Source organism: Tenacibaculum bernardetii (assembly GCF_029125915.1).
Taxonomy (GTDB): Bacteria; Bacteroidota; Bacteroidia; order Flavobacteriales; family Flavobacteriaceae; genus Polaribacter; species Polaribacter bernardetii.
The window spans coordinates 94,167-113,168 of the sequence record NZ_JAQJCU010000010.1; the positions used below are offsets into that span (position 1 = coordinate 94,167).

A 19,002-nucleotide genomic window follows, 5' to 3' on the forward strand; every position below is an offset into this window, starting at 1 on the left:
CACAAGAGATAACAAGCGAATTAGTGTAAGAATCTGAAATAAATTCAAATAGACATAAACATAGCGTTGTTTTAATATATTTAGAATTATTAATAGTTTACTATTTCGAATACTTCCGCTTCCTTAAATAATTAAAGACGAAGCCAAAAAGAGCCAGTAAAATTAACGGAACACCAATATTTATAAATTGCCAAAAACGTTTTTCGGTAAATGCTTTCTGTTTATCTAATAAATTAATGGTTACTGTTTTATTACGAAGATTTATTAAACCTGAATCATCCAATAAATAATCGATTGTATTGATTAAGAAATCTTTATTTCCAAATTGTTCACCTGTCCATTTATCTAAAGCTAAATCGTGTGGTTTCCCTTTTAAAATCTGATTTCTGGCAATATCTCCATCAGAAATAACCACCATTTTATTAGCTTTACTTTCTTCTTTAAAAAGTGGTGTATTAAATGGTTTTGTTCTGTTTTTGTAGGCAGAATTAAAAGTGCCTTCTAATAAGACCGCTAAAAGTTGCGGCCCACTATTAAATTCGTTTTCTACAGGTTGTTTAGCGATACTTTGTAACTCAACAAAATTAGGAGTTCCTATTTTTTTTGTAAGTACAGAAGTTACTAATAAAGGTGTTTTTTTTAGACTTCCTTTTAAAGTGTCTATTTGCGTAGCAAAACGAAAACGAACAGGAGCAAGGTTTTTAGTAATCAGATGATTCGGATTTCCGTTTACCAACGGATGGTAGAACCAATTTAAATGTTGAAATTGTGTTTGGTTTCCTACATTACCAGTAGCTAACGGAATTTTAGCGGAATACAAATCTTGAATTAATTTGTTATTTACACGAACTTGGTAGCTAAACAGTAAGTCGGTTAAGTTTAAATCACGAGGAAAAGCTAACATTTTTCCATTGTTATATAAACTATCAGTATCAGCGTAATTTTGATCAATCATCCAAAGAGATTTCCCTCCATTGGTAATAAATTGATCTAAGGTAAATTTTTCTTCTTCTGTAAAACGTTCCTTAGGTTTGGCTATAATTGCCAAATCGTATTTTGCTAAATCGGTTACTGTTTTCTGCGGATTAGTTGCTACGTTATTTAATGAAAACTTTGCTAAACGGTATTTTTTACCGAGTTCGGTTAGTAAACTGTATAATTGAATATCTTCTAATTGACCATTACCAGCAATTACAGCTATTTTGGGTTTTGTTGTTTTGGTGATGTTATGAATTGCGTTCGCAAAAGAATATTCTAATTTTTCAATAGCGTTTTGCAATTGATTTTCTTGTGTTTTGGCCAATGAGTTTGGTAATAAAGAAACCAACTCCGTTTTTTTACCAACACTAATTTCTGCCCAAGGAAAAATAATAGCCTCTGATAAATCACCGTCTTCTTCAACAGTTAATTGACTTGGCATCATTCCTTTTTTTATCAAACGTTCACGAATATTTTTCGGATTGATAAAACGAAAGCGAACATTAGAATTAATTGCTTTTAGCTCTTCTAAAAACTGACGTGTTTCTGTTTGTAAACGCTTAAATTCTGCAGGGAAATGACCTTCTAAATACACGTTTATCAAAATAGGAGCATCTATTTTTTCAAGTAAACTATAAGTAACATCAGAAATTGTGTATCGTTTATCTTGTGTTAAATCGAATCGTTTATAAACAGCATTAGAAAGGTAGTTTATCAAGATTAATCCGATAAATGCAAAAGCAATATGTTGTAGCTTCTTATTCATTTTTTAATTGTTGTTTTGTGATGAATAAAAAGAAAGTAGTAACGCTTAAAAAGTAAATAACATCGCGCGTATCAACCACACCGCGACTAATACTTTTAAAGTGTTCGTTAATTCCGAATTGTTGTATCGAATTTCCTAAGGTGTCGCTTACAGCATCAAATCCGTAGAATAAAATAAAAGTGATAAATATACTTAAGATAAAAGCGACAATCTGATTTTTAGAGAGTGTAGAGGTAAATAAACCAACTGCCGTATAAGTGGCAGCTAAAAAAAGTAATCCTAAATACGAACCAATTGTACTACCAATATCTAAATTACCAATAGGGTTTCCTAGCAAATAAACGGTATATACATACGTTAAAGTAGGTAGCAACGCAATGCATACTAAAAGTAAAGAAGCGGTGAATTTACCAAGAACAATTTGCCAATCGGTTACAGGTTTGGTTTTTAAAATTTCGATGGTTCCGCTATTTAGTTCATCAGCAAAACTTTTCATGGTAATTGCCGGAATCAGAAATAAAAATAACCACGGCGCTAAATAAAAGAAAGAACTTAAATCGGCAAAACCAGCATTTAAAATATTGAAATTGTCTTTAAAAACCCATAAAAACAATCCGTTTACGAGTAAAAAAACTCCGATAACTAAATAAGCTATTGGTGATGCAAAAAATGAGTTAAATTCTTTTTTTAGTATGGCGTACATTATTCTTGGTTTATATCGAGGCGAAAAATAGTATTGTCGTCAAATAAATCCTCATCATCTAAAATAAACTGATGTTTTTCTAATAACGTTGTTGATGCAGTATTATTTTGATGTGTAAAAGCTTCAATGGTGTTTAGTTCTAAAACCGATTTACCATACTCTAAAACAGTAGCCATGGCTTCACTCATAAAACCTTCATTTTGAAAATCGGGATTTAATTCATAGCCAATTTCTGCATAATTATTTTCGGCATTGATATTATGATAAACAATGGTACCAATTATTTGGTTGCTTTCTTGATGCTGAATTGCCCAAAAAATTCGATTTCCTTTTTCAAATTCATCCAAACAAGTTTGAATAAAAGAATCAGCATCATTTAAGTTTTTAGGCGTATCTCTAACAATTAACTTGTTAATTTCTTTGTTAGAACGCAGTTTAAAAATAGTTCGTTTATCGTTAAAAGATAATTGACGTAATGTTAATCTTTCTGTAGATAACTCAGGGAAAATAGTAGGGTAGTTCATTATGGTAGGCTTACGGTTTTGTCAACACTCCACGCTAATGGTTTGTCGTTAAATAATACTTTTGTTTGTGCCCAAACTCCTTTAAATAAATCAGAGTTTCGGTAGTTTTCTAGGTCTTGTTCGGTTTCCCAATAGCTGTAAGTAAAAAAGATATCAGAATTTGTTTTGTCTCTATACAATTCTAATAAACGGCAACCTGGAGAGTTTCTAATAAACTCTTTTTTGGTGTTAAAATTAGCTAAGAATTCTTCAATTTTATCTGAATGAAAACTCATTTTTACAATTCGTACAAACATATTTTTAATTTATTGTGGTAAAATCAGGTGTTTCAATTGTTTCAAACTCAATAGTAATAGTATCTCTATAACCTAAACCTAATAAAGAAGAAGCACCACCAACGGTGTTTAGATTGCTTCTGTAAATTGCAATTTCTAAAAAACCTGCCGAATTAAAAATAGCAAGCTTTTCTCCGTCATAGCGTCTTTTATCCTCAGGAACGGTATAGTCTACAATTTCATTATATCGATTGTAAATTTTATTAAAAAAAGATCGTTTTGCAGAGACTTTAAAATCTCGACCTTTTCCTATAGTATTAAATAGTTTTTTGTGGATGTTTGTAATTACATTTCCGTAGTTATCTATATAAATAACACCACCAATAATAACAGTTTGTGCCTGATTTACTTTTGGCTGTATCTCGATAATTTTCTTATAAGAAGTTATTTCCTTACCGATAACATTTAAGCTACCGCCACGAGCAATATGCGAAGCTACTTGCACAAAAACATCTAAAACAGGAAAGCTAGTTTCTATATGATTATGAATATTAATTTCTACAATCTTGGTAGGATTAATTTCTGATGTAATCATTGATATTAAACCGTTATCCGGACAAATAAAATAATGATTGTCTAATTCTATAGCAATGTGTTTGTTATCTACGCTTAATTCAGAATCTACTCCAACAATATGTATTGTTTTCTCGGGGAAACTCTTGTAAGTGTTTTTTAAAATATAAGCAGTTTCGGTAATGTTAAATGGCGTAATATGATGTGTAATATCAACAATTTTAGCCTCAGGTAACTCACTATAAATTGCTCCTTTTACAGCGCCAACAAAGTGATCTTTTATTCCGAAATCGGTGGTCAATGTAATTAGAGACATTAATATAAATACTTGTTAATTAGTGGGTTGAAAAAATAGGCTAAAATTTATAGCAAAACTACATAAATCAATAAAAATAATCATTATTTTTAAAGTGAATAAATTAAAACTTTTATCAATTGAACGAACGTATCATTGAAATAACAGAAATCGACCCAAATGAATTTTTTGGAGCTCAAAATAGTACGATAACAGAGTTGAAAAAGTATTTTCCGAAAGTTAAAATTGTAGCTAGAGGAAATAAGCTTAAGATTTATGGTGAACCCGAAATTTTAGATGAGTTAGAAAAACGGATAGTGATGCTAATGAAATACTTTAATAAGTATAATAAGTTAGATGAAAACAGTATCGAGCGTGTTTTAACATCAACCGGAAAAGAAGAAGAAATTCGAAAGTCAGGAAAAACAGAAGGTGTTTTAGTGCATGGTGTTAGTGGTAAATTGATAAAAGCACAAACAACAAATCAGCGAAAAATGGTTGATTTGATGGGAAAAAACGACATGCTATTTGCTGTTGGACCTGCAGGTACAGGGAAAACATATACAGCAGTAGCATTAGCGGTAAAAGCATTAAAAGAAAAAGAAGTTCGCCGAATAATTTTAACAAGGCCTGCGGTAGAATCTGGCGAAAATTTAGGTTTTCTTCCGGGTGATTTAAAAGAAAAACTAGATCCGTATATGCAACCTTTATACGATGCTTTGCGTGATATGATTCCGCATGAGAAATTAGAATCGCACTTAGAAAAAGGAATTATACAAATTGCTCCTTTGGCATTTATGCGTGGTCGTACGTTAGATAATGCTTTTGTTATTTTAGATGAAGCACAGAATACAACGCATAACCAAATGAAAATGTTTTTAACAAGAATGGGAATGCATGCAAAATTTATTATTACTGGAGATCCTGGCCAAATAGATTTACCTCGTAAACAAATTTCTGGATTAAAAGAATCGTTATTGGCTTTAAAAGATATTAAAGGAATTGCGATGGTGTATTTAGATGATAAAGATGTAGTGCGTCACCGATTAATTAAAAGCATTATTAAAGCGTATAAGAGTATTGAAACTGAGTAGTAAATATTATTTTTGCTTCATAATATTTTTAAGTTAATGAAAAAGTTAAAGTTTATTTACCTAAACATTTTATTATGCGTAGGTAGTTTTTCTTATGGGCAATGCCCTAATAATGATATTGGTTTGAATTCTCAATCAGATGTAGATAATTTTATTTTGAATTACCCTTCTTGTAAAATAATAGAGAAAACATTATACATTGGTAATAGGGATATGATAGATCCTATAATTGATTTGTCAAAGCTTGATAATATAGAAGAGATTAAAGGAAATTTAATAATTAAGAATACTCAATTAAATAATTTAAATGCGCTTAAGAGATTAGTTAAAGTAGGTGGGGATTTTATTATTATAAACAATAGGAAATTAGTGACTATTGAAGGGTTTAATAAACTTGAAAAAGTAGGAGGTGACTTTAAAATTACACAGAACCATGTTAATTTAAAAAGAATAGAAGGCTTTAATAATTTAAGAGTCATAGAAGGAAATTTTCAAATTTCAGACCATGATAGTCCACTTGAATATATAAGTGAATTTGAAAATTTAACAGAAGTTAAAGGATGGTTTTTTATTGGAAGGAATAATGGTAATTTACCCAAAATATCTGGTTTTAATAAATTAGTTATGGTTGGTAATGCTTCAAATATTATAGGTTTAACTATTGAGTTAAATAGAGGTCTTGAAAAAATAAACGGTTTTAATTCATTAATAGAAGTTATTGGAAGTGTTAATATTCAACAAAATACTAATTTAACAGCGGTATTGGGTTTTAATTTTTTAGAGAAAATCAGCTATCAAATGGTCTTTAATAGATGTCCATCGTTAATAGAGGTGCCTTTATTTGAAAAACTTGTAACAATAGGTAGTGGTCTTGAATTATGGGATACAGGATTAGTTGAGATAAAAGGTTTTAATCATGTTCAAATTATTGGAAATTTAGATCCTTCTTGGGGGAATTTATATATAAATGAAAATGAGAATCTTCTTGAAATATCTGGATTTACAAAATTAACAGATCTTAAAGGTGCTTTAAGCATAGGACAAAATAACAAATTAATAAATCTTAAGGGGTTTAGTAATGTTTCAGAAGTTAGAAGTTTACTGATTGGCGGCAATGCTTCCTTAGAAAATTTATCTGGGTTAGAAAAAATTTTTATAGTAGATGCAACGGGTGGAACAGCTATTAGTATTAGCGGAAACACTTCGTTAACTGATTGTTCTGTTTTATGTAATTTGTTAACTAATGGAATTGTAAATGGAACGATTTCTATCTTAGACAATCCTTCTAAATGTAGTTCAGAATCAGAAGTTAGAGAAGAATGTGTTCCCGATTTTGACGATGATGGTATTTTAGATGATGATGATTTAGATGATGATAACGATGGTATTTTAGATACTGTTGAACAGAATGGTGATGTTGATAGAGATTCTGATTCAGACGGTTACCCTGATCATAAAGATTTAGATAGTGATAATGATGGTTGTTTAGATGTAATAGAAGCTGGGTTTGAAGATGATGATGGAAATGGAACATTAGGTAATTTACCAGATGAGATTAATTCACAAGGAATTATTACAAACGAAATTACTGGTTATACTACTCCGTTAGATACTAATTTAAATAATATAAAAGATTTTCAAGAAAATACACTTTTGAGTTCTGGTTCTGATGGTGTTTTATCAATATGTAAAAGTTCAAGTTCAGTAGATTTATTTGCTAGTTTAGGAGGTTCACCAGATTCAGGAGGAGTTTGGACACCAAGTTTATCAAGCGGAACAGGTGTTTTTAATCCTAGTATAGATACTTCAGGGAGTTATATTTATACAGTTACGAATGGAGTTTGTGGTTCAGTAAGCTCAAAAGTTGATGTAACCGTAGTAGAAGTTCCTGTATCGGGTTCAGATGGAAATTTATCAATATGTAAAAGTTCGAACCCAGTAGATCTATTAATTAGTTTAGGAGGTTCACCAGATTCAGGAGGAGTTTGGATACCAAGTTTATCAAGTGGAGCCGGAATTTTTAACCCTAGTGTAGATACTTCAGGGAGTTACATTTATACAGTTACGAATGGAGTTTGTGGTTCAGTAAGTTCAAAAATTGATGTTACAGTGGTAGAAGTTCCTGTGTCAGGTTCAGATGGAAATTTATCAATATGTAAAAGTTCGAGCCCAGTAGATTTATATACTAGCTTAGGTGGTTTAGCAGATTCAGGAGGAGTTTGGGGTCCAAGTTTATCAAGTAATACAGGAATTTTTGACCCTAGTATAGATACTTCAGGGATCTATACATATACAGTTACTAATGGTGTTTGTGGTTCAGTAAGTTCAAAAGTAGAAGTTACGGTGGAAGAAGTTCCTGCATCAGGATTAGATGGAGATTTATCAATATGTAAAAGTTCAGGTTCAGTAAATTTATTTACTAGTTTAGGAGGTTTACCAGATTCAGGAGGAATTTGGACACCAAGTTTATCAAGCGGAACCGGAATTTTTGATCCTAGTATAGATAATTCAGGTAGCTATACATATACAGTTACAAATGGTGTTTGTGGTTCAGTTAGTTCAAAAGTAAATGTTACAGTAGTAGAAATTCCAGTATCAGGTTCAGATGGAGATTTATCAATATGTAAAAATTCAAGTTCAGTAGATTTATTTTCTAGTTTAGGAGGTTCACCTGATTCAGGAGGACTTTGGATACCAAATTTATCAAGTGGAACCGGAATTTTTGATCCTAGTATAGATACTTCAGGGATTTATACATATACAGTTACTAATGGTGTTTGTGGTTCAGTAAGTTCAAAAGTAGAAGTTAGTGTTTTTGATGAGTATCAAATAGTCGATTATAAAATTGATGTTATAGAATTTAATGATAAGAATAGCATAACTGTTACTATTAATCAAACAGGAAATTATGAATATTCATTGAACGGAGGTAGTTATACATTAAATAGTATGTTTTCAAATTTAGCAGGAGGTGATTATGATGTAAGTGTTAGGGAAATTAATGGATGTGGTAGGTTAAATAAAAGAATTGTATTGATCGATTACCCTAGGTTTTTTACTCCAAATGATGATGGTTTTAATGATGTATGGGGGTTAAAAGGAACAATAAGTAGAAAGTATTTAATACTGATTTATGACAGGTTTGGTAAAGTTTTAAAAGAACTCAAGAATAGTAATGATTCTTGGGAAGGAAATTATTTAGGAAAAAAAATGCCTTCAAATGATTATTGGTTTCAAATTATTTTTGAAGACGGTTTGGTTAAAACTGGCAATTTTTCTCTTTTAAGAAAATAGTAATAACAAAAAACTTATTTTTGCAGTCAACAACAACAACACAATAATGAATACAATTAACGAAACGAACTTTCAGTTTCCAAAACAGAAGTCAGTTTATAAAGGTAAAGTACGAGAAGTTTATAATATTAACGATAAACTTTTAGTAATGATAGCTTCTGATAGATTATCGGCTTTCGATGTAGTTTTACCACGTCAAATCCCTTTTAAAGGACAAATTTTAAATCAGATTGCAACCAAAATGATGAATGACACAGCAGATGTTGTTCCGAATTGGTTACACGCAAATCCTGATGAAAACGTAGCAATAGGTTATTTGTGTGAGCCTTTTAAGGTTGAAATGGTAATTCGTGGTTATATGTCTGGTCATGCAGCGCGTGAATATAAAGCAGGTAAAAGAGTTTTATGTGGAGTAGCAATGGCAGAAGGAATGAAAGAAAATGATAAGTTTCCAACGCCAATAATTACACCTTCAACAAAAGCTGATAATGGTGATCATGATGAAGATATTACACGAGAGGAGATTCTATCAAAAAAAGTAGTTTCAGAAGAAGATTATATCGTTTTAGAAAAATATACAAGAGCTTTGTTTCAAAGAGGAACAGAAATAGCTGCATCTCGTGGATTAATTTTAGTAGATACTAAATACGAGTTTGGAAAAACTAAAGACGGAAAAATTGTTTTAATTGATGAAATTCATACGCCAGATTCTTCTCGTTATTTTTATGAAGAAGGATATGCAATGCGTCAAGAAAAAGGAGAATCTCAAAAACAATTGTCAAAAGAGTTTGTACGTCAATGGTTAATTGAAAATGATTTTCAAGGAAAAGACGGACAACAAATTCCTGAAATGTCTGACGAAAAAGTTATCGAGATTTCAAATAGATATATCGAATTATACGAACAAATTACAGGAGAGAAATTTGTAAAAGCAAATACAACAAACGTATTAGATCGTATAGAAAAAAATGTAGTTAATTTTTTAAATGGATAGTAACAAAATAAGTATTCGTCCGGTTTTAAATTTATCCTCTGAAATTCCTGTAGAAGATTTTCAGAATAAAACAATACGGCCAATTTTAAAGTTACAGCACGAGCTGCTTTTACAATTTTTTGTTTTCTTTTGTAAGAATCAAAAAGTAGATATTTTAAATGTCGAAAAAGAGAAATTTAATAAAGCGGTGAACAATATCACTAAAAAAAATATAAATTTAAAAAATCAGTTTTTAGGTTTAATTATAGGTCAGTTTACAGTTGGTGAATTTGCCTTTTATAAAGAAAACAATACTGATATTAATAAAAGAATTTTAACGATGATTGGGCAACGAATTAAAGATAGCCAATTAGAAATTAAAGATTTTAAAACAAACAACAATGATAATAGAACCAAGAACTAGAGGGTTTATTTGTTTAACATCTCACCCAATAGGATGCGAGCAAAACATAAAAAATCAAATAGCATACGTACAATCGAAAGGTAAAATAGAAGGCGCTAAAAAAGTATTAGTAATAGGTGCATCAACAGGTTTCGGATTGGCATCAAGAATTTCAAGTGCCTTTGGTTCTGACGCGGCAACAATCGGAGTTTTCTTTGATAAGCCAGCAACAGAAGGAAGACCTGGGTCGCCAGGTTTTTACAATACTGCAGCTTTCGAACAAGAAGCGAAAAAGGCAGGTTTGTATGCCAAAAGTATTAACGGAGATGCTTTTTCTAACGAAATAAAAGAGCAAGTTGTAAATTTAATCAAAGAGGATTTAGGTCAAATTGATTTAGTAATTTATAGTTTAGCATCACCAGTAAGAACACATCCAACATCAGGAAAACGCTTTAAATCTGTTTTGAAACCAATCGGAGAAGTTTTTACGAATAAAACAGTTGATTTTCATACAGGAAAAGTATCAGAAATATCTATAAACCCTGCCGAAGGTGAAGATGTTGAAAATACAGTAACGGTAATGGGAGGTGAAGATTGGAAAATGTGGATGGACGCTTTACAATCTGAGAACTTATTATCAGAAGGTGCTACAACAGTTGCTTATTCTTACATTGGTCCAGAAGTAACAAAACCAGTATACAGAAACGGAACAATTGGTGCAGCAAAAGACGATTTAGAAGCAACAGCTTTTAAAATTACAGATGATTTAAAATCATTAAACGGAAAAGCATACGTTTCTGTGAATAAAGCATTGGTAACGCAAGCTAGTTCTGCAATTCCGGTAATTCCTTTATATATTTCTTTATTATTTAAAGTGATGAAGGCAAAAGGAATTCATGAAGGATGTATCGAGCAAATTCAACGTTTGTATAGCGAACGTTTATTTGGTGGTGATTTAAATTTAGATGCTAAAGGAAGAATTAGAGTTGATGACTGGGAAATGCGTGAAGACGTGCAAGCAGAAATTGCAGAATTATGGCAAAAAGCAACTACAGAAAATCTAGCCGAAATAGGAGATTTAGAAGGATATAGTAAAGAATTCTTTAAGTTATTCGGATTTAAAGTTGACGGAGTAGATTATAATGTTGATGTGAATGAATTAGTTAATATTCCGAGTATCCAATAAGTCGATAAAAAAATAAATTGAAAACCTCATAGATATTAAGTCTATGAGGTTTTTTAGTTATATTTAATTTTTAAATTATATTATGGAAACAGCTACAGTAAAAGCATTAAAAGATGAATTAAAACATAAAAATTCTAACGAATTGTTAGAGCTGTGTTTAAAATTAGCGCGTTTCAAAAAAGAAAATAAAGAATTACTTACTTACCTGTTATTTGAGTCTCATGATGAAGAAAGGTATATTTTAGGTGTAAAAAATGAAATAGATGTATTGTTTGAAGGTATTAATACAAAAAGTTATTTTTTTATCAGAAAAAGCGCCCGAAAAATATTAACAATTACTAAAAAATACATTCGTTTTTCAAAGAAAAAAGAAACAGAAGTCGAATTACTCTTGTATTTCTGTGTAAAACTTAAAAACTTTAAGCCTTCTATAAAAAGTAGTCCGCGTTTACAAAATATATTAACGACGCAAATAAAGTTGATAGAGAAACTAATAATAACACTACACGAAGACTTACAATACGATTATCGTTTAGTGTTAGAGAAGTTATAGCGTTGAAAAAAAGATTTTTTCATAAAATATATTAAAGCTAGGATAAGAGTTTAAATAGAGTAATTGTTGTTTGAAAATGTACAAAAGTAAAAGGTTTTTTTTATTTCCATAAAAAAGCTAAATTTAAAACAAATTACAATGAACTAAATCACATGAGTAACTACCATATAAAACATTTAGAAGAATATTTTCAGGTATATAAAAAATCAGTCGCTTCTCCAGAGAAATTTTGGGGAGAAATTGCAGAAGAACATTTTCTTTGGAGAAAAAAATGGGATAATGTACTAAGCTGGGATTTTAAGAAACCAGAGGTAAAGTGGTTTGAAGGAGCTAAATTAAATATTACAGAAAACTGTTTAGATCGTCATTTGTTAACAAGAGGCGATAAAACAGCTATCCTATTTGAGCCAAATGATACAAATGAAGAAGCACAGCATATAACATACAGAGATTTACATCAAAAAGTATGTAAAATGGCAAATGTGTTAAAAGATAAAGGGGTTAAGAAAGGAGACAGAGTTTGTATTTATCTGCCTATGATTCCAGAATTAGTATATACCGTTTTAGCGTGTGCACGAATAGGAGCAATACATTCAGTAGTCTTTGCTGGGTTTTCATCAACGGCTCTAGCAACAAGAATAAATGATTGTGATTGTAAAATTGTAATAACAAGTGATGGCTCTTTTAGAGGAAGTAAAACAATAGATTTAAAAGGAATAGTAGATGAAGCATTAGAGAGTTGTTTGGGTGTTAAAGCTGTTTTAGTAGTTAAAAGAATCCAGTCTAATATTGCAATGAAAAAGGATAGGGATTTTTGGTTAGCAGCTCTTTTAGAAGGAGCATCAGCAGTGTGTGAACCTGAAATTATGGATGCTGAAGATCCGTTATTTATATTGTATACTTCAGGTTCAACAGGAACACCAAAAGGAATGCTACATACTACGGCAGGCTATATGGTATATTCGGCGTATACTTTTAAAAATGTATTTAATTATACAGAGAATGATGTGTATTGGTGTAGTGCAGATGTGGGTTGGATAACAGGTCATAGTTATATAATATATGGACCATTGGCAAACGGAGCAACGTATGTTTTGTTTGAAGGAGTTCCTAGTTACCCAAATTATAGCCGTTTTTGGCAAACAATAGAAAAGCATAAGGTTACTCAGTTTTATACAGCTCCAACAGCCATAAGAGCATTAGCTAAAGAGGGTATTGGTCACGTAGAAAATTATGATTTATCATCACTAAAAGTTTTAGGAACGGTAGGAGAACCAATAAATGAAGAAGCTTGGCACTGGTATGATGATAATATCGGTAAAAATCAAGCACCTATAGTAGACACTTACTTTCAAACAGAAAATGGTGGAATTATGTTAACGCCAATTCCTTATGTAACACCTACAAAACCAACATATGCAACATTGCCATTTATAGGTATTCAGCCAGCTTTAATGGATGAAGAAGGTAAAGAGATAGAAGGGAATCAAGTAAGCGGACGTTTATGTATTAAATTCCCATGGCCTTCGATTGCCAGAACTATTTGGGGAAACCATAAAAGATATAAAGAAACTTATTTTTCTGCATATGAGAATAAATATTTTACAGGAGACGGAGCTTTAAGAGATGAAGTAGGTTATTACAGAATTACTGGAAGAGTAGATGATGTAATTATTGTTTCAGGACATAATCTAGGAACTGCCCCTATTGAAGATGCGATTAATGAGCACCCAGCTGTGGCAGAATCTGCAATTGTAGGGTTTCCTCATGATATTAAAGGAAATGCATTGTTTGGTTATGTAATTTTAAAAGAAACAGGCGAGTCTAGAAATCAAGATAATTTAAGGAAAGAAATAAATCAAATTATAACAGAACAAGTAGGTGCGATTGCTAAATTAGATAAAATACAATTTACCAAAGGATTACCAAAAACAAGGTCAGGAAAAATAATGAGACGTATTTTGCGAAAAATAGCAAATAAAGATATTGATAATTTAGGGGATATAAGCACATTGTTAAATCCAGAAGTTGTAGCAGATATTATTAAGCAATCTTAAAAGAAAGCTTTTTTTATGAAAATAAGTAATTTATTGTACCTTACAGATAATAAAAAAAACAATCAATATGCCAAATTATACTTTAAAAATTAACGGAAAATCACGCTCTTTTTCAGCGGAAGATGATACACCTTTATTATGGGTTTTACGAGATGAGTTAGATATGGTTGGTACCAAATTTGGTTGTGGAATTGCACAATGTGGTGCCTGTACAGTGCATGTAGACGGAACAGCAATGAGAAGTTGCCAGTTAAAAATGTCTATGTTAGATAAAGAAGAAATTACAACAATTGAAGGTTTATCAGAAAATGCAGATCACCCGTTACAAGAAGCTTGGAAAGAAGTTGATGTTCCGCAATGCGGATATTGTCAAGCAGGGCAAATAATGACAGCCGCTTCGTTTTTAAAGGACAATCCAACACCGTCAACAGAAGAAATTCGCGAAGCAATGCATGGTAATTTATGTAGATGTGCATCGTATGTTAGAATTGAAAAAGCTGTAGCAATTGCTGCTAAAAAAATGTCTTAAAAAATAAACTATGAGCACACAAGAAAATAAATTTACGTTTAGTAGAAGAAATTTTTTAAGAACATCAGCATTAGCGAGTGGCGGAATTATAATTGGTTTTAATCTTTTTACAGCGTGTAAACCAAATGTAACTCCATCAATCGATATAGAAAACTTAAATTATAACGATTTTAACGCTTTTATTAAAATTTCTGAAGAAGGGTATGCGACGATTTATTCTCCAAATCCCGAAATAGGGCAGGGAGTAAAAACATCAATGCCAATGATTATCGCAGAAGAGTTAGATATCGATTGGGATAAAGTACACGTAGCACAAGCTCCGTTAGATACTAAAAATTATAAACGTCAGTTAGCAGGAGGAAGTCAGTCAATACGTTTTGGTTGGGATGCATTAAGGCAAACAGGAGCTACTACAAAACAAATGTTAGTAAATGCAGCTGCAGTAAAATGGGGCGTGGATGCAGCAACATGTAAAGCATCAAAAGGGGTTATTACAAATGCAAAAGGAGAAACTTTAGGTTACGGAGATGTTGTAAAAGAAGCAGCTGTTTTAGAAGTACCTGAAAATGTAACATTAAAAAAACCTTCTGAATTTACCATCATAGGAAAGAGTGCAACTAATGTAGATTTAGAAAAAATAGTAACAGGTAAACCTTTGTTTGGCTTAGATTATAAAGCTCCCGGAATGGTATACGCAACAGTATTAAGACCGCCGGCATTTGGCCAATTATTAGCTTCTTTTGATGCATCCGAAGCAAAAAAAGTAAAAGGTGTAATAGACGTTATAACTATTGGAGATAAAGTTAGAAGTTTTTTAGATTCAGGTAAATCTAATTGGACTTTTAAAATGTCTGAAACAGATAAAGTAGTAGTCGTTGCAGAAAATACTTGGGCAGCTATTAAAGGAAAAAAAGCCATAAAAGCTGTCTGGAAAACGAATAATAAAGAATTAGAAAATACAGAAGCTCATGATAAAACGCTAAATGATATTTTAGATGCTAAAGATTTTGATGTACGTCGTGAAGATGGAGATATTGAAAAAGCATTTGCAGCAGCAGATAAAATAGTTGAAAGAACGTATCACTCACCTTTTTTACCTCATAATTGTTTAGAACCAATGAATTTTTTCGCCAATGTTACTTCAGAAAAAGTTGATTTAATTGGGCCAGTACAAACTCCAGAGTTTGCAGCGATGGTGGTTGCAGAAATGTTAGGTAGAGATTTAGCCGATGTTCAAGTGCATATGACTAGAATGGGTGGCGGATTTGGTCGTCGTTTATACGGTGATTTTGTATACGAAGCAGCCGAAATTTCTAATACAATTAAAAAACCAGTAAAAGTTATATCTACCAGAGAAGACGATATGACTACAGGTGTTTATCGTCCAGCAATAAAATATAGAATTGCAGCATCAATAAAAGGCAATAAAATTACAGGATATCATTTAAAAGAAGCAGGAGCAAATAGTAATATGTACGGATTAATTCCACACTTTTTCCCTGCGGGATGTATTCCAAACTATAAAGTTTCTACGAAGAATTATCAAAGTGATATTACTACAGGAGCCTGGAGGGCGCCGTACACTAATTTTTTAGCCTTTGCTGAGCAATCATTTTTTGATGAATTAGCAACGGAGTTAAACATCGATGCTGTGCAATTGCGAATCGATTTATTGCAAAACGTAAAAGATAATAAAGATGAAAAGATAGAATATTCCGGTAAACGAATGGAAGATACTATCAAGCTAGCAGCAGAGAAAGGTGGTTGGGGAAAAGCGAAAGAAGGTGTTTTTCAAGGTTTTTCTGCATACTATAGTCATAATACTCATGTAGCTGAAGTTGCCGAGGTTATCTTAAAAAATGGTTTACCTGTAGTTACAAAAGTAGTTGCAGCGGTAGATTGCGGAATTGTAGTAAACCCTACAGGAGCAATAAATCAGTTGCAAGGTGGTGTAATTGATGGAATCGGACATGCAATGTACGGTGATTTAACATTCGAAAACGGAAAACCATCCAACAAAAATTTTGATACCTATCGATTAATAAGAATGAATGAAACTCCTAAAGTAGATGTGCATTTTGTTGAAAATCAACTATCACCAACAGGTTTAGGAGAACCAGGTTTACCACCAGCTGGTGGTGCTGTTGCAAATGCAATTTATAAAGCACTAGGACAAAGATTATATAAACAACCTTTTATCAAAGAATTAGACCAATCTATAAAAGGATAAGTTAATAGTTTCATACAAAAAGATGTCATATTAGTAAGGCATCTTTTTTATTGATGATTAATGAAGAAAACATCAATTTTGAAAATCTGTTAAAAAGCATTAATTTCGCCACATATAAAATTACAAAAGTAATAATGATAAAAGATTTATTTGAAAGAATTAAAGAAGATAAAGGGCCTTTAGGAAAATGGGCAGATAAAGCAGAAGGGTATTTTGTGTTTCCTAAGTTAGAAGGACCAATTTCAAACAGAATGTCTTTTAATGGTAAGAAAGTAATTACTTGGAGTATCAATGATTATTTAGGATTAGCAAATCACCCAGAAGTTTTAAAAGTAGATGGAGAATCAGCTTCAACTGATGGATTAGCATACCCAATGGGAGCTCGTATGATGTCTGGTCATACAAAATATCACGAACAATTAGAGCAAGAATGTGCTGAGTTTGTTGATAAAGAAGCAGCATATTTGGTAAACTTCGGTTATCAAGGAATGGTTTCGGCTATTGACGCTTTGGTAAATAAAGATGATATTATTGTATATGACATGGATACGCATGCATGTATTATTGACGGAGTTCGTTTACACTCAGGTAAGCGTTTTGTTTACCGTCATAACGATATCGAAAGTTGTGAGAAAAACTTAAAAAGAGCTACAAGGATGGCTGAGAAAACTGGAGGAGGAATTCTATTAGTTTCTGAAGGTGTTTTTGGTATGAGAGGTGAGCAAGGTCGTTTAAAAGAGATTGTAGCTTTAAAAGAAAAATATAACTTCAGACTTTTGGTTGATGATGCTCATGGTTTCGGAACATTAGGTGAAGGAGGTAAGGGAACAGGTTTTGAGCAGGGAGTTCAGGATGGTATTGATGTGTATTTTGCAACATTTGCAAAATCTATGGCAGGTATAGGAGCTTTTTTTGCCGGAGATAAAGATGTAGTTCAGTATTTACAGTACAATATGAGGTCTCAAATGTTTGCAAAGTCATTACCAATGCCAATGGTAAAAGGAGCATTGAAGCGTTTAGACATGATGCGTACAATGCCTGAGTTAAAAGAGAATTTATGGAAAATAACAAACTCTTTACAATCTGGTTTACGTACTGCTGGTTTCGATTTAGGAACAACGCAAACATGTATTACACCGGTGTTTTTAAAAGGAGAAATTCCAGAAGCAATGGCAATGGTACAGGATTTACGTGAAAATCACGGTGTATTTTGTTCAATTGTAGTGTATCCAGTAATTCCTAAAGGGTTAATTATTTTAAGATTAATTCCAACAGCAAGACATACACAACAAGATGTAGATGAAACAATTGTTGCGTTTACAGGAATAAGAGAAAAATTAGAAAACGGAACTTATAAAAAAGTTGCAGAAGCTATAATGGCTGAGTAATAAATTAAAGGTTAAAACAAAAAAACTCATGAAAATTTCATGAGTTTTTTTGTTTTAAAAAAGAAAGGAATACATTTGGAATCCTTTTTGATAATTATAAATGATGAAAAAGTTTTTATACATATATATAATGCTATTTGTTGCTGTTACGATGGGACAAATAAAGGATATGCTTCCAAATTTCAATAACGAATATTTTTTAATAAAAGAAGGTGATAGTTTAATGATTACATTAAGCGAAGTTGCTATTTTGCCAAAGCATAAGTATAATGAGAAATCAGATGTACGTTATTATTATTGGTTTAGGCGTAAAGTTTTTAAAGCTTATCCGTATGCTGTATTAGCAGTAAAAAAAATAGATAGTGTTGATGCTCATTTAGCACAAATAAAATCAAAAAGAAAAAAAAGACGATTTGTAAAAAAAACTCAAAAATATTTAGAAGAGGAATTAACAAAGCCTTTAAAAAAATTAACGAGAACAGAAGGGAGAATATTATTAAAGTTAATACACCGTCAATCTGGCAAGACAGCATTTAATAATGTAAAAGAATTACGAAACGGTTGGAAAGCTTTTTGGTATAATGCAACAGCCAATATGTTTAAGTTGTCATTAAAATCAGAATATCTACCAGAAAAAGAGAATGAAGATTTTTTAATAGAAGATGTCTTGCAGCGTGCTTTTATCGAAGAAAAATTAGAATATCAAGAACCAAAATTAAAAAAAGACTATTTATCTATAGTATCAAAAGGTAGAGGAGCTGTAAATGTAGAATTCTATAAAATAATGTTTGCAAAGCAGCAGAAAAAGCGTGCTAGAAAAAATAAAAGCAATAAAAAATAATTAAAGAGGTTTGTTATGAAGCTTAAAAAGTTTTATGGCGTGTCAATTTCTATAAAATTGTCGGGCTTTCACTATTCGCTTTTTTACCAAAAAAGGTAAAAAGAGCTCAAACAAGTCGTTCAATCCCTCACGCGAAAATCAAATCAATAGTACACTTCTAAAATATGGGATTAATATTTAGAGTTAAGTGTTTAAAAAACAGGATAAAAAAAATACTTAAAAGAAAAGGATAGAAAGGTAGTTGTTATGTTGAAAAAGGAATTTATATTTGCACCCGCTAAGGGGAAAACGAGTGCTACAGAGCATGAGTGAGATGCTTTAAAAGTTCCTAAAAAATACT

General features: G+C 31.6%; 15 protein-coding genes and 1 pseudogene. 11 read left to right on the plus strand and 5 right to left on the minus strand.

Annotated elements, in window-relative coordinates; translation table 11 throughout:
- Positions 1 to 100 precede the first annotated feature (100 nt).
- From gldG to P2G10_RS09890, 5 genes are read right to left on the minus strand one after another with little or no spacing between them, the layout of a single operon-like run.
- Positions 101 to 1,744, minus strand: a complete 1,644-nt coding sequence (gene gldG / locus P2G10_RS09870) for a gliding motility-associated ABC transporter substrate-binding protein GldG (RefSeq protein WP_275316400.1) — start codon at positions 1,742 to 1,744, stop codon at positions 101 to 103.
- Entirely contained in the window at positions 1,737 to 2,447 is a 711-nt protein-coding gene (gene gldF / locus P2G10_RS09875; protein WP_275316401.1) for a gliding motility-associated ABC transporter permease subunit GldF, read from the minus strand. The genes gldG and gldF overlap by 8 nt, the downstream gene beginning before the upstream one ends.
- Complete coding sequence (locus P2G10_RS09880; protein WP_218773262.1) at positions 2,447 to 2,971, minus strand: GNAT family N-acetyltransferase; 525 nt, start codon at positions 2,969 to 2,971, stop codon at positions 2,447 to 2,449. Before P2G10_RS09880 ends, gldF begins: the two co-directional genes overlap by 1 nt.
- Positions 2,971 to 3,267, minus strand: coding sequence for a putative quinol monooxygenase (locus tag P2G10_RS09885; RefSeq protein ID WP_275316402.1), 297 nt, complete (start codon positions 3,265 to 3,267; stop codon positions 2,971 to 2,973). Before P2G10_RS09885 ends, P2G10_RS09880 begins: the two co-directional genes overlap by 1 nt.
- A 4-nt stretch (positions 3,268 to 3,271) precedes the next feature.
- The gene (locus P2G10_RS09890) at positions 3,272 to 4,135 is read right to left on the minus strand and encodes an SAM hydrolase/SAM-dependent halogenase family protein (RefSeq protein ID WP_275316403.1); all 864 of its coding nucleotides are present in this window, start codon (positions 4,133 to 4,135) and stop codon (positions 3,272 to 3,274) included.
- Positions 4,136 to 4,254: 119 nt separating this feature from the next.
- Between P2G10_RS09890 and P2G10_RS09895 the strand changes: the two genes are divergently transcribed.
- The 11 genes and pseudogenes from P2G10_RS09895 to P2G10_RS09945 all read left to right on the plus strand — a co-directional run bounded on the left by P2G10_RS09895 (position 4,255) and on the right by P2G10_RS09945 (position 18,662).
- Entirely contained in the window at positions 4,255 to 5,208 is a 954-nt protein-coding gene (locus P2G10_RS09895; protein WP_275316404.1) for a PhoH family protein, read from the plus strand.
- A gap of 36 nt (positions 5,209 to 5,244) precedes the next feature.
- Complete coding sequence (locus tag P2G10_RS09900; RefSeq protein ID WP_275316405.1) at positions 5,245 to 8,502, plus strand: T9SS type B sorting domain-containing protein; 3,258 nt, start codon at positions 5,245 to 5,247, stop codon at positions 8,500 to 8,502.
- A gap of 46 nt (positions 8,503 to 8,548) precedes the next feature.
- Complete coding sequence (locus P2G10_RS09905) at positions 8,549 to 9,496, plus strand: phosphoribosylaminoimidazolesuccinocarboxamide synthase (protein ID WP_275316406.1); 948 nt, start codon at positions 8,549 to 8,551, stop codon at positions 9,494 to 9,496.
- On the plus strand, positions 9,489 to 9,899 hold the full coding sequence (locus P2G10_RS09910; protein WP_275316407.1) for a glyoxalase: 411 nt from the start codon (positions 9,489 to 9,491) through the stop codon (positions 9,897 to 9,899). The genes P2G10_RS09905 and P2G10_RS09910 overlap by 8 nt, the downstream gene beginning before the upstream one ends.
- A complete protein-coding gene (fabV, locus tag P2G10_RS09915; RefSeq protein WP_275316408.1) occupies positions 9,877 to 11,064 on the plus strand; it encodes an enoyl-ACP reductase FabV in 1,188 nt (395 codons plus the stop codon). The genes P2G10_RS09910 and fabV overlap by 23 nt, the downstream gene beginning before the upstream one ends.
- 82 nt (positions 11,065 to 11,146) lie before the next feature.
- Positions 11,147 to 11,617 (plus strand): hypothetical protein, encoded by a 471-nt coding sequence (locus tag P2G10_RS09920; RefSeq protein ID WP_275316409.1) that lies wholly within the window; start codon positions 11,147 to 11,149, stop codon positions 11,615 to 11,617.
- 143 nt (positions 11,618 to 11,760) lie between these two features.
- Positions 11,761 to 13,674: pseudogene (gene acs / locus P2G10_RS09925) on the plus strand (acetate--CoA ligase); the annotation flags it as partial.
- 67 nt (positions 13,675 to 13,741) lie between these two features.
- A complete protein-coding gene (locus P2G10_RS09930; RefSeq protein ID WP_218773251.1) occupies positions 13,742 to 14,203 on the plus strand; it encodes a (2Fe-2S)-binding protein in 462 nt (153 codons plus the stop codon).
- Between the two features lie 10 nt (positions 14,204 to 14,213).
- The gene (locus tag P2G10_RS09935) at positions 14,214 to 16,433 is read left to right on the plus strand and encodes a xanthine dehydrogenase family protein molybdopterin-binding subunit (protein WP_275316410.1); all 2,220 of its coding nucleotides are present in this window, start codon (positions 14,214 to 14,216) and stop codon (positions 16,431 to 16,433) included.
- A 137-nt stretch (positions 16,434 to 16,570) separates the two neighbouring features.
- Positions 16,571 to 17,821 (plus strand): aminotransferase class I/II-fold pyridoxal phosphate-dependent enzyme, encoded by a 1,251-nt coding sequence (locus tag P2G10_RS09940; RefSeq protein ID WP_218773477.1) that lies wholly within the window; start codon positions 16,571 to 16,573, stop codon positions 17,819 to 17,821.
- A gap of 103 nt (positions 17,822 to 17,924) precedes the next feature.
- A complete protein-coding gene (locus tag P2G10_RS09945) occupies positions 17,925 to 18,662 on the plus strand; it encodes a DUF4294 domain-containing protein (protein ID WP_275316411.1) in 738 nt (245 codons plus the stop codon).
- Positions 18,663 to 19,002 lie beyond the last annotated feature (340 nt).